Annotated in this window: 10 protein-coding genes; 3 read left to right on the plus strand and 7 right to left on the minus strand. The window is 75.9% G+C overall.

What is annotated here, in order from left to right; all coding sequences use genetic code 11:
* Positions 1-27: 27 nt before the first annotated feature.
* The 5 genes from AVW11_RS08295 to AVW11_RS08315 form a co-directional block, all read right to left on the minus strand.
* Positions 28-957 carry an NAD-dependent epimerase/dehydratase family protein gene (locus tag AVW11_RS08295; protein WP_240528148.1) on the minus strand — a complete coding sequence of 310 codons (930 nt, stop codon included), beginning with the start codon at positions 955-957 and terminating at the stop codon, positions 28-30.
* Positions 954-2,192, minus strand: coding sequence for a cytochrome P450 family protein (locus tag AVW11_RS08300; RefSeq protein ID WP_076043644.1), 1,239 nt, complete (start codon positions 2,190-2,192; stop codon positions 954-956). Before AVW11_RS08300 ends, AVW11_RS08295 begins: the two co-directional genes overlap by 4 nt.
* Positions 2,193-2,327: 135 nt before the next feature.
* A complete protein-coding gene (locus tag AVW11_RS08305; RefSeq protein WP_076043645.1) occupies positions 2,328-3,842 on the minus strand; it encodes an AMP-binding protein in 1,515 nt (504 codons plus the stop codon).
* On the minus strand, positions 3,842-4,576 hold the full coding sequence (locus AVW11_RS08310) for a glycosyltransferase (RefSeq protein ID WP_076043646.1): 735 nt from the start codon (positions 4,574-4,576) through the stop codon (positions 3,842-3,844). The genes AVW11_RS08305 and AVW11_RS08310 overlap by 1 nt, the downstream gene beginning before the upstream one ends.
* Before the next feature lie 5 nt (positions 4,577-4,581).
* Positions 4,582-5,604 carry a 3-oxoacyl-ACP synthase III family protein gene (locus AVW11_RS08315; protein WP_076043647.1) on the minus strand — a complete coding sequence of 341 codons (1,023 nt, stop codon included), beginning with the start codon at positions 5,602-5,604 and terminating at the stop codon, positions 4,582-4,584.
* Positions 5,605-5,838: 234 nt separating this feature from the next.
* Between AVW11_RS08315 and AVW11_RS08320 the strand changes: the two genes are divergently transcribed.
* Positions 5,839-7,899, plus strand: coding sequence for a phosphocholine-specific phospholipase C (locus AVW11_RS08320; protein WP_060179818.1), 2,061 nt, complete (start codon positions 5,839-5,841; stop codon positions 7,897-7,899).
* Here the strand turns inward: AVW11_RS08320 and AVW11_RS08325 are convergent.
* On the minus strand, positions 7,886-8,599 hold the full coding sequence (locus tag AVW11_RS08325; RefSeq protein WP_143568822.1) for a hypothetical protein: 714 nt from the start codon (positions 8,597-8,599) through the stop codon (positions 7,886-7,888). The two genes, AVW11_RS08320 and AVW11_RS08325, sit on opposite strands and share 14 nt — an antisense overlap.
* Positions 8,600-8,672: 73 nt before the next feature.
* Here AVW11_RS08325 and AVW11_RS08330 point away from each other — a divergent pair, with 73 nt between their 5' ends.
* Positions 8,673-9,428, plus strand: coding sequence for an alpha/beta fold hydrolase (locus AVW11_RS08330; RefSeq protein WP_060179816.1), 756 nt, complete (start codon positions 8,673-8,675; stop codon positions 9,426-9,428).
* A 157-nt stretch (positions 9,429-9,585) separates the two neighbouring features.
* Here AVW11_RS08330 and AVW11_RS08340 read toward each other — a convergent pair whose 3' ends face one another.
* The gene (locus AVW11_RS08340) at positions 9,586-10,437 is read right to left on the minus strand and encodes a CTP synthase C-terminal region-related (seleno)protein (protein ID WP_079250560.1); all 852 of its coding nucleotides are present in this window, start codon (positions 10,435-10,437) and stop codon (positions 9,586-9,588) included.
* Positions 10,438-10,515: 78 nt separating this feature from the next.
* Between AVW11_RS08340 and AVW11_RS08345 the strand changes: the two genes are divergently transcribed.
* Complete coding sequence (locus AVW11_RS08345; RefSeq protein WP_076043649.1) at positions 10,516-11,361, plus strand: LysR family transcriptional regulator; 846 nt, start codon at positions 10,516-10,518, stop codon at positions 11,359-11,361.
* The last annotated feature ends 102 nt before the right edge of the window (positions 11,362-11,463 follow it).

The following is an 11,463-nucleotide window of genomic DNA, read 5'->3' on the forward strand; positions in this document are numbered from 1 at the left end:
CGCCGGTCCTTCGTTCACATGTTCCCGCTAAGCCCGCATAGTGGCTGGTTCATCTGAGTCCGGTACAAGTGCCGCCGATCCGATCAGGTGGTCCGCCAGGGTGCGGCGTGGAAGCCAGCCCCGGGAGCGGGCCCGGGTCAGGTCCAGGACCACCGGGTGGGCCAACTGGTCCACCGCGTAGCGGCTGAGGGCCGGCTCGGCGGTCGGCAGGGCCTCCGCGACCCGGGCCGCCGTACGGGCCAGCCCCAGCGGCAGGTGCCGGATCCGGGCCCGGACGCCGTGCGCGTCCAGGACCGCGCGGACCGCGGCGTCCCGCCCGTACGGCTGCCCGTCGGCCACGTTGTACGCCCCCGGCGGCCAGGCCGCGGCCGCGAGGCAGGCCTCCGCCAGGTTCTCCACCGCCGTCAGGCTCAGCCGCACGTCCGGGCCCGGCAGCAGCAGGATCCCGGCGCGGACCCGTGACAGCAGCCGCGGCAGCAGCGTGGTGTCGCCCGGGCCGTACACGGCACGCGGGCGCAGCACCACCGCCCCGGCCGCCAGCGCCAGGGCCTCGCCGGCTGCCTTCGTACGGCCGTAGGCGTTCAACTGGCCGGCGCGCGGATGGTCCTCGCCGACCAGGGAGCGGTCCAGCCGCGGATCGTAGACGCTGGCGCTGCTCACCCACACCACCGGCCGGCCCGCCGCGGCCCGCATCAGCCGCTCGGTGCCGACGACGTTGACCTCGTGCATCAGCGCCTCCGCCGCGGAACCGGGGGAGGGGTCGCCGACCGCCGCCGCGCAGTGCACCACCGCGTCCACGCCGGTGAGGTCCGGGTCGCCGGCGGTCGCGTCCCAGAAGCGGTGCCCGCCCACCGGGCCCGGGCTGCGCCCCAGGCCCACCACCCGCGCGCCGGCCGCCGCGGCGGCGCGCGCCACGTGCCCGCCGCAGAAGCCGCTCGCGCCCGTGACCGCGATCACGATGCCGCCCGTACGCGCAGCGTCCGCCAGCCCGGCAGCGCCGCGCCCCGGTCCACCCGGGCCCGCGTCACCACCGGCCGGTACGGGGCCAGCGCCGCCAGTACGTCGGCCAGTTGGACGGACGCCAGCCGGGCCCCGGGGCACGCGTGCGCCCCGGCCCCGAACACCAGCCGGGACAGGGCCGGCTGCGCGGGCCGGCGGGCGTCGGGGTCGCGCCGGTGCGCGTCCGCCGCGTGCCGGGCGACCAGCAGCAGCCGGTCGCCGGCCCGCACCGGGCAGCCGCCGACCGTGCCGTCCGCGGCGGCCACGCGCGGCAGCAGCGGCGAGGCCGCCGTCACCCGCAGCAGCTCGGCCGCCAAAGCCGGCCGCAGCGCCCCGTCGTTGGCCTGGTCCCACAGTCCGGCGTCGGCGCACCAGGCCACGGACCGCGGCAGCGCCGCGACCGTGGTGTTCACGGCGGCCACCGCCACCATCGCGGCCAGTGCGCCCTCGGCGCGGTCCGGGCCGTGCCCGCGCATGCCCGCCTGCGCGGCGGGGTCCGGCCCGCACCCGTGCCGTGCCGGTCCCCGCCGGTCCGTCGCACGGCCGTCTGCTCCCGCCTCGCCGGCGCACGCACCGGCCGCCGGCGAGCCCGGCCCCGGGGCCAGCAGGCCGCCCAACCGTCCGGCGGCCCGGGCCGCGGCGGCTTCGGCGCGGGGGCGGCGCGGGCCGGGCAGGTGGCTGCGTACGGAGGCGGCCGCGGCCTCGGCGGCGGCCCGCGCGACCTCGTACGGGTCGGCGCCGGAGCCCAGCAGTGCGCACACCACCGTCCCGGACAGCTCCCGGGCCAGCTCGACGAGGTCCACCTCCCCGCCCCCGGCGAGGGGCGCGAGACGGCGCACGAGCAGGGGCTGCCACAGGGCCCGCAGGTCCTCCACACCGGCGGCGCCGAGTCCGGCGGCCAGCTCCCGGCGGTCCGACCGGTGGCCGCTGCCCTCCTGGTCGAAGAGCACACCCCCGTCGCCCGCGAGTGCGGCGCGCGCCGCACCGCCCGTCGTACCGGCGGCCGTCCGGTCGAGCGGCAGCCGCGTCAGGGCCTGCCGGTAGGCCTCCGTGCCGTGCACCAGCAGGGTGGCGCCGATACGGCGGACGGGCCGGCCGCGCGTCGCGGCGAGCAACCCGAACAGCACCGGGTGTCCGCCGAGGTAGACCCGGCGGTCGCGGCGCCGGGCCCGGGCGTGGGACACGGGACTCATCAGTGCGGTACCTCCGTGGGACGGGTGGGGGAGAGACGGCGTCGCGGCCCTGGCCCGGCTGCGGGGTGCGGGTTTGGACCGGCGGTGGGGGACCGGGCCGGATGTGCGGTTGCTCGGCGGGGGTGGCTGCTGGGGTCACGGCGCCGGCAGGCGCACGCCGGGACCGGGCGTCACGGCCGGGCCCAGGCGTCGCGCCGCGAGGGCGGCCGTCGCCGCACGGTCCGGTTTGCGCGAGCGCCCCGACAGCGGGATCCGCGCCAGGAGCACCTCGTCGGGGCGGGCCGTGCCCATCCGGGCGACCGGCTCCGACAGGGCCGCGCGCAGGGCCGGTTCGTCCGTGCCGCGCTGCGGCTGCACGACGGCGACGAGACGTTCGTCGCCGTCGCCCGCCGGGATCCCGACGAGCACGGCCAGCTCCACCCCCGGCACGTGCAGGGCGGGCTCGTACAGGCCCGGGTAGATGTTCTCGGCCCGGCGCAGGACCATGTCCTTGCACCGGCCCTCCAGGACGATCCGGCCCGAGCCGTCCAGCCGCGCCCGGTCGCCCGTACGCACCCACGGGTCGGGCTCCTCCCCGAGGTAGCGGTGGCGGGCCGCCGGCCCGGACAGCAGCAGCTGCCCGTCCCCGTCCCGTTCGGCCCGTACGCCGGGCAGCGGGGCCCCGACCAGGTCTCCGGCCCCGTCGAAGGCGGACTTCTCCCGGGACTCGACCGCGGCGGCGGGGAACAGCTCGGTGAGCGCGTACACGCCCCACGCCTCGGCCGCGCCCGCCTCCCGTACCCGGTGCAGCAGGCCGGCGCCGGCCGGTGCGGAGCCCGTCCACACCCGGCCGTGGAAACGGGCGCCGGCGCCCAGCGCGTCCCGCAGCCGGGGCGGGGTCAGATAGGTGTCGCAGGGCCTGAGCCGGTGCAACTGCCGTGCCAGCAGCCGGTTGCCCGCGGCCGGAAGGGCCACGGGGGCGCCGCGCGTCAGCGAGGGCACGAGGACGAAGAAGGTGCCGCCGAGCACCGGCTCGTCCCCGCGGGCGTCGAAGAGGGACGACACCGTGGCCATGCCCGCCGACAGGCTCGCCCGGGTGTGCACCACCGCCCGGGGCCGGGAGGTGGTCCCGGAGGTGAACACGATCACCGCGTCTGCGTCCGCGTCCGCGCAGGCGTGCGCGGGGACGCCGAGCCGAGGCGCCCCCAGGTCCAGCGCGGGCGCGCACCCCGGCAGCCGCGGCCCGACCGTCGCCACCGGCCCCAGCCCGGCCAGCTCGGGCAGCGCGAGCCCGGCCCGGCGGGCCAGCGGCCGGGCCCAGCCCGCCACCGCCTGCGCGGCCGCGTCTGCCAGCACCAGGGCGGGCCGCGCCAGCGTAAGGCGGGCGCGCAGGACGTCGGGCCCGGCGCCCGGGTCCAGGACGGCCCCGCGCAGGCCGAGCCGCCACAGGGCGAGCAGGACGGCGAGGGCCCGCGGCCCGGGGCGGACGGCGACCCCGACGGTGTCCCCGGCGCGCAGCCCGCGGGCGTGCAGGGCGGCGGCGAACGCGTCCGCCAGCTCGGCGAGTTCACCGCGGGTGGCCCGCACGCGCGGTGCGCCGGTACGGGTGGCGGTCAGTACGGCGGGCCGCTCGGGGCGGCTGCGCAGCGCGTGGTCGAGTCGGTCCAGCATCAGCGGGGGTCGTCCGTTCCGTGCGTGCCGCTGCCCTGGTCCAGGTACCAGCGGGCGGTGCCGGCGAGCCCGTAGGCCCGCAGGCGCCGTGTCGAGTTCTCCACGACCATCTCCCGGCAGTGGACGATGCGATCGGTGTGGCGGCGTACGGCGTTGAGGAAGAGCCGGTCGGTCGGCGAGGGGCGCCGGGGCATGCCGCCGACGGCCAGGTACAGATCGGCGGTGATCGCCATGTTGTTCCCGGCGTGCATGCGGTACGGCGCCCGGAAGCCGTGCCGGCGGGCGTGCCGGGGCCGCAGCCGGCCGAAGAGCGCGGCGAGCGCCACCAGCACGGTGAAACCGGCCCGGCCCAGCGGGCCGTGCTCGTCGCGGCGGGCGGTGATCCGCCCGCACACCAGCCCGGGGCGGCGGGTCAGCGCGGTCCGTGCGGCCGCGGTCCAGCCGGGCCGCGGCAGGCAGTCGGCGTCGGTGCGGGCGAGCAGCCGCGCCCCGCGCGCGATCGCGTGGCGGAAGCCGGTGTCCACGGCGGAGCCGACGCCCTTCTCGGGCTCTTCGATCACCTCCACCGGGAAGGGCGCGTGCGCGGCGAACTCCCGGGCGACGGCCCCGGTGCGGTCCGCCGAGGCGTTGTCGACGACCAGCAGGGTGAAGTCCCGGTCGCGTTGCGCGGCGAGCGCCCGCAGGGTGTCCGCGAGCCGGGCCTCCTCCTCGTGCGCGGGCACCACCACCCACATGCGGCTCACGACTTCTCCCAGACCATCGTCATGATGCTGATGCCGCCGCCCAGGCCGACGAACAGCACCCGCTCCCCCGCGGCCAGTTCCGGGAACACCCGGTCCAACTGCACCCCGATGCTCGCGCTGGCCATGTTGCCGAGTTCCGGCACGGTCACCACCAGCTTCTCGGCAGGCACCCCGGTCAGTTCGGCGAACCGCTCCAGGTAGGGGACCGTCACCTGGTGCACCAGCACTTTGGCGAAGCCGGCCCAGTCCATTCCCGTGCGGTGCAGCGTCCGGTCGATGACGGCGGTGCCCACCTTCTCGAAGACGCCGCGCAGTTCGTGCCCGTCGCCCCGGAAGTAGGTGTACGCGTCCCCGCGCGGGTGCCGCGAACCACCGCCCGGTATGCCGCCGACCTCCCAGTGCTCCGAGTGGGTCTCGCAGTCCACGTGGAGGATGCCGCCGCGCTCCACGGCCTCCACCACGACGGCGGCGCCCGCGTCGCCGAAGGTGTAGCCGGCGAAGCCGTCGCGCAGCTCCGCCGGCCCGGACGGGTCCTTGCGCACGGCGCGGCTCGGGGTTTCGCCGGTGACCACCAGGGCCCGCCGGGCCCGCCCGGCGAGGATCATGGACCGGGCGAGGTCGATGCCGTTGACGAAGCTGTTGCAGGCGTTGGTGACGTCCAGGGCGTGGGCCCGCGAGCCCAGTTCCGCCTGCACGATGTGCGCGGTCGCCGGCTCGACCATGTCGCGGGAGGCGGAGGCGAACAGCAGCAGGTCGATGTCGAGCGGGGAGAGGGCGGCCGCGTCCAGGGCCCGGCGGGCGGCGGCCACGGCGAGCGTGGAGGCGTACACGCCCTCGCCCGCGACACGGCGGGAGCGGATCCCGGTGGCCTGCGTCAGCAGCCGGGGCGGCAGCGTCAGGCCACTGCGGCGCGCCACCTCCCCCTGGAGGGCTTCCGAGGACAGCACCTCGTCGGGCAGGAAGCTGCCGACGGCGGTCGGCCCGGCGCTGCGGGGCGGATCACACGGCTCGATGAACATGTGCCCACGATGGCAAGTCGGGTGCGCCCGGGGCCTGAGTACGGATGCTCAGGCGGCGGGGGTCCGGTGCCCGGTCCGGATGAGTACGAAGACGCCGTCGCGGCGCACGGCAACGCCGTCCGTTCTCCAGGTGTACGGCGCGCTGTCACGAAGGCATCTCCGTCCGGTACCCGGGGGCCGCTGTCCTTGGGGCGCCCCTCGACTCCCCCCGTCACCCCCAGAGGTCGTCAACCCATGGCAGAACTCGACCGCCGCAGGTTCCTGCAGATAGCGGGCGGCACGGCCGCCTTCGCGATGCTGAACGACAGCATCGCGCGGGCCGCCGCCATCCCGGCGCAGGGCACCACCGGAACCATTCAGGACATCGAGCACATCGTCGTCCTGATGCAGGAGAACCGGTCCTTCGACCACTACTTCGGCGCGATGAAGGGCGTCCGGGGCTTCGGCGACCCGCGGCCGGTGCTCCAGGACAACGGCAAGACGGTCTTCCACCAGTCGAACGGCACGAAGGACATCCTGCCCTTCCACCCGCAGGTGGAAGACCTCGGCATGCAGTTCCTGACCGGCCTGAACCACGACTGGGCCGGCGGCCACCAGGCCTACAACAACGGCAAGTACGACAAGTGGATCCCGGCCAAGACGGCCACGACCATGTCGTACATGACGCGGAACGACATCCCGTTCCACTACGCCCTCGCCGACGCCTTCACGGTGTGCGACGCCTACCACTGCTCCTTCATCGGCGCCACGGACCCGAACCGCTACTACATGTGGACGGGCCACACCGGCAACGACGGCGTGGGCGGCGGACCGGTCCTCGGCAACCAGGAGCTCGGCTACGGCTGGAAGACCTACCCCGAGCGCCTGGAGGCGGCCGGCATCTCCTGGAAGGTCTACCAGGACATCGGCGACGGCCTGAACGCCGCCGGCTCCTGGGGCTGGATCAACGACGCCTTCCGCGGCAACTACGGCGACAACTCCCTGCTCTACTTCAACACCTACCGCAATGCCCAGCCCGGAAGCCCCCTGTACGAGAAGGCCCGCACCGGCACCAACGCCAAGGCCGGCGAGGGCTACTTCGACCGGCTGCGCGCCGACGTGACGGCGGGCACGCTGCCCCAGGTGTCCTGGATCGCCGCCCCCGAGGCGTTCAGCGAGCACTCCAACTGGCCGACGAACTTCGGCGCCTGGTACATCGCGCAGGTCCTGGACGCGCTGACGGCGAACCCGGCGGTGTGGGCGAAGACCGCCCTGTTCCTCACCTACGACGAGAACGACGGCTTCTTCGACCACGTCGTCCCGCCGTACCCGCCGGCCTCCTCCGCGTGGGGCCTGTCCACCGCCGACGTGTCGAAGGACCTGTACGCGGGCGGCGGAGGCTATGCGGCCGGACCGTACGGCCTCGGCCCGCGCGTCCCGATGATCGTGGTCTCCCCGTGGAGCAAGGGCGGCTACGTCTGCTCCGAGACCTTCGACCACACCTCGGTGATCCGCTTCATGGAGAAGCGCTTCGGGGTGCACGAGCCGAACATCTCCCCGTGGCGGCGGGCCGTCTGCGGCGACCTCACCTCGGCGTTCGACTTCACCCGGGCCGACGCCGCCCCCGCCGCGCTGCCGTCCACGGCCGGCTACGTCCCGCCGGACAAGGACCGCCACCCCTCCTACTACCCGACGCCGCCCGCCACGGGCGCCCTGCCGCCGCAGGAGGCCGGGTCCAAGCCGACCCGCGCGCTCGGCTACGCCCCGTACGTGGACGGCGCCCGCACCGTCTCCACCGGCAGGTTCACCCTCACCTTCGCCTCCGGTCCGACCCTGGGCGCCCACTTCCACAGCACCTCGGGCAACCGCACGGACGGCCCGTGGCCCTACACGGTCGAGGCGGGCAAGACCCTGTCGGACACCTGGTCCACCAGCAGCTCCACCGGCAACCAGATCAACCTGACGGTGTGGGGGCCCAACGGCTTCCTGCGCACCTTCAAGGGCCCCGCGAAGAAGGCCGGGCCCGAGGTGACGGCCCGCCACGCGAGTGCCACCGGCAACCTGGACCTGACGATGACCAATTCGGGCACGGCCGCGGTCAACCTCACCGTGACCAACTCCTACGGCGGTGCGGCCCAGACCTTCCGGGTCGCGGCCGGAGGCACGGTCACCCACACCGTGAGCCTCGTCACCACGGGCCGCTGGTACGACGTCAAGGTCGTCTCCGACCTCGACACCACCTTCCTGCGGCGGTTCGCGGGGCACGTGGAGACCGGCGCCCCCGGCGTGTCCGACCCGGCGATCAGGACCGCCTGATCCGGTCCTCCGGTGCGCGCAGCAGCCGCCGTTCCAGGACCGCCAGGTCCCCGGGGCGGTGGCTGCGGGCGTGCCGGAGCAGCAGGTCCCGGGCGGTGTCCGGGACCCGGCGCCGCTTGGGGTGGCGGGTGGTGAACTCCTCGCCGGCGAAGAACCGCACGGCGCCCTCCAGCCCGGCGCGGTCCGACTCCCGCACCGCCCAGGCCAGTTCCGCGGTGGCCGCCCCGGCCAGCAGCCGCAGGGGAGCCCGCTCGGCGAGCAGCCACGCCGCGTCGCGCGGCTGCGGCCGTACGGCGCCCAGCCAGCCGAAGGCCACGCTCAGCGGCACGCCGCGCGGCGGCGCCGGATCCTCGGCGCCCGCGGCGAGGGCAGCGGCGTACTCGCGCAGCCCGAGCGGAGCCGCGGCCGCCCAGCGGGCGCGGTGGCGGGCCGGGATGCCGTCGGGGGACAGCGGGTCCAGGAGACGGTTCGACTCGGGGGTGGCGTGCCGGGTCCCGTCGTCGTCCCCGCAGGAGCAGCCGAACAGGTCGTCACCGGCCGCGGCGGCGAGCCGGCGGCCGAGCTCCCTGACGGCCCGGACCTCGCCGGCCTCGCCGGGGGCGGTGATCTCGTAGCTGCGCGGGTGGTGGGGGTGGCGTGCCCCGTCCGGCCGCGAGAAGTCCCCCATGACCAGCCGGTCCGTGCGCGATGTCGGGTCCACGGTGTGATGGTAGGCGCGGTGGGCATGACGTACGGCGTCGGTTGTCACCACCCCCGTCACCGAGGGAGAACGCATGGCCATCGCCCACCGCCGGATCGGCACCGGACCCGTCCGCGTCATCGTGCTGCACGACTGGTTCGGCACGTCCGCCAACTGGGGCTCCGTGCTGGACCACCTGGATCCGGAAGGGTTCAGTTACGCCTTCCTCGACTACCGCGGCTACGGCGAACGCCGGGACGTCGCAGGCCGCCACACCCTTCCCGAGATCGCCGACGACGTCCTCGAACTCGCCGACCAGCTGGGCTGGGACACCTTCTCCCTGCTCGGCCACTCGATGGGCGGCAAGGCCGCCCAGCAGGTCCTCGTCCGCGCACCCGAGCGGATCGAGAAGCTCGTCGGGATCAACCCGGTCCCCGCCGCGCCGTACGAGATGGACGACACCGCCCACGCGCTCTTCTTCGGCGCCGCCGAGAGCCCCGAGAACCGGCGGGCCATCCTCGACCTCGTCACCGGCAACCGGGCGAGCAGCCACTGGATCGACCGGATGGTCGCCCACTCCCTGGAGATCTCCCGCCCGGAGGCCTTCGCCGACTACCTCGCGAGCTGGCAGTCCCTGGACCTGTCCGCCGCCGTCAAGGGCAACACCGTCCCGGTGCTCGTCCTCGTCGGCGAATACGACCTCGCGCTCACCGCCGACGTGATGCGCGCCACCTGGCAGGTCTGGTACCCGAACTGCCGCATCCACACCCTCCCCGGCGCCGGGCACTACCCGCCGCACGAGACCCCCGTGGCCTTCGCCACCGAAGTGGAAGCCTTCCTCCGCGACTAGTGCTGTGGCCGGAAAGGTTTGCCGGGGCGCGGCGTCCGGTNNCTGGACCACAACCAGGTGCTCTACCAACTGAGCTACACCCACCACGAGGGGCGGAGGACCGCCCGTCGATGTGCATGCACAGCATAGCCGATCTGCGGGGTGGTCCTGCGACGCGTTATCCGGCCGACCGGCTCGCGGCCGGGGTGGCGGCGAGCCGGGCCGTCACCCCGCCGTCGCGGCGGGCGGCGTGCCGGGTGGCCGCCGCGGCGAGGGCCCTGATGATCGGGTGGGGCCTGCTCCCGTCGCCCTGGAGCTCCGGCTGGAAGAGCGTGGCCAGGAAGAAGGGGTGCCCGGGCAGCTCCGCGACGCGTACCTGCCCGTCCTCGTCGTGCCCCGACAGCCGCAGCCCGTGCGCGGTGAGGGCCGGCAGGTGCCGCGGAGCGGGCCCGTAGGCGCAGTGGTAGCGCTCCGTCGACCGCTCCGCTCCGAGCGCGGCCTCGGCGAGCGACCCCGGCTCGGCCCGTACGACGCCCTCGTGGCCGACGAGCGAACAGGCCAGCGGGGCGATCAGCGGGTCCGCCGCCCCGGGGTCGTTCTCGGCGTGCGCCACGCCCGCCAGCCCGCACACCGACCGGGCGTACTCCAGCAGCGTGTGCTGGAAGCCGCCGCAGGTCCCGAGGAAGGGGATGCCCTCCTCGCGGGCCACCCGGATCGCGGCCAGCGCCCCGGCCTCGCTGGCGTACGGGCTGCCCGGCAGCACCCACACCGCGTCGAAGCGGGCCAGGGTCCCGGAGGCGGCCTCGGCCGCGGCGTCGGCGGTGGGGATCCAGTAGGCGTCGAGGACGAGCCCGTCGCGGGCGGCGAGGGCGTCGAGGAGGAGCGGGATCCGGGTGTGGGACTTCACGTGCGGGGAGCGGTCGCCGACGAGCGCGATCCGCGCCACCCCCGGGCGCGCGGCGGGTGCGGTGGGAGTGACGGGTGCGGTGGGCGTGGTGGGGCCGGTGGGCGTGGCGGGTGCGGTGGTCATGCGGATCATCTTGTGACCGGCTCCTGCTTCAGCACCAACGATTGTTCGTGCACCTGCGATCAGTGATCCTGATGACCCATGGATCCGCACCTGCTCCGCACCTTCGTCGCCGTGGCCCGCCTCGCCTCCTTCTCCGGCGCCGCCCGCGAGCTGGGCTACACCCAGTCCGCCGTCTCCCAGCACATCGCCGCGCTGGAAGGGGACCTGCGGGCGGAGCTCCTCACCCGCCGGCCCGTCGCACCGACCCCGGCCGGGCTGCGGCTCCTGGAGCACGCCGGACCGCTGCTGCTGCGGCTCGACGCCGCGCGGGCCGACGTCTTGCGGCTGGCCGCCGCCCCACCCGGCCGCGTCACCCTCGCCGCGTCCCCGCTCGCCGTCGGCCCCCGACTGCTCGCCGCCCTGCCCGCCACCGGGCTCACCCTGCGCGTGCTGCCCCCGGCCGAGGTGCCCGCCGCCGTGGCCACCGGCGGCTGCGACCTCGGGCTCGTCGACGGCCCGGCCGCACCGAGCGACCCGCTGCGGCTGCCCGACGTGGCACCCCTGACCGTGACCGGCGCGGGGGAGGAGGAGCTGGCCGTGCTGCTGCCCGCGGGACACCCCTTCGCCGCCCGGGCCTCCGTCCGCCTGGACGACCTCGCAGACGCCCGCTGGATCGACGCCCCCGGCATCGGCCTGCCGCTCACCGCCGCCCGGGCCTCCGTCCGCTACGAGGGCACCGACCTGCTCGCCCTGTGCGCCCTGGCCGCCGCCGGACACGGCCTCGTACTCCTGCCGCGCCGCGTCGCCGAGGCCGCCGGCGCGGGCGCCGCCGTACCGCTGTCCGCCCCGCGCCTGGTGCACCGTACGGAACTGCTCACGCCCGGCACCCCGACCGGCGCGGCCGCCGCCCTCGCCGCACGGCTCACGGCAGGATCCCCCGTATGACCGATGACACCGACGCCGCCGGCCCCGCCCCCTTCACCGCGGCCGACTACGCCGCCCGCATGGCCTCGGCCGCCCGGAGCGCGGCCGAGGCGGGGCTCCCCC

The organism is Streptomyces amritsarensis (assembly GCF_001953875.1).
Classification (GTDB): domain Bacteria; phylum Actinomycetota; class Actinomycetes; order Streptomycetales; family Streptomycetaceae; genus Streptomyces; species Streptomyces amritsarensis.

Bases quoted from the DNA above. Each gene is read 5' to 3' on its own strand.
- AVW11_RS08300 (WP_076043644.1), bottom strand. From the start codon at position 2,192: ATGAGTCCCGTGTCCCACGCCCGGGCCCGGCGCCGCGACCGCCGGGTC.
- AVW11_RS08305 (WP_076043645.1), bottom strand. From the start codon at position 3,842: ATGCTGGACCGACTCGACCACGCGCTGCGCAGCCGCCCCGAGCGGCCC.
- AVW11_RS08310 (WP_076043646.1), bottom strand. From the start codon at position 4,576: ATGTGGGTGGTGGTGCCCGCGCACGAGGAGGAGGCCCGGCTCGCGGAC.
- AVW11_RS08315 (WP_076043647.1), bottom strand. From the start codon at position 5,604: ATGTTCATCGAGCCGTGTGATCCGCCCCGCAGCGCCGGGCCGACCGCC.
- AVW11_RS08320 (WP_060179818.1), top strand. From the start codon at position 5,839: ATGGCAGAACTCGACCGCCGCAGGTTCCTGCAGATAGCGGGCGGCACG.
- AVW11_RS08330 (WP_060179816.1), top strand. From the start codon at position 8,673: ATGGCCATCGCCCACCGCCGGATCGGCACCGGACCCGTCCGCGTCATC.
- AVW11_RS08340 (WP_079250560.1), bottom strand. From the start codon at position 10,437: ATGACCACCGCACCCGCCACGCCCACCGGCCCCACCACGCCCACCGCA.
- AVW11_RS08345 (WP_076043649.1), top strand. From the start codon at position 10,516: ATGGATCCGCACCTGCTCCGCACCTTCGTCGCCGTGGCCCGCCTCGCC.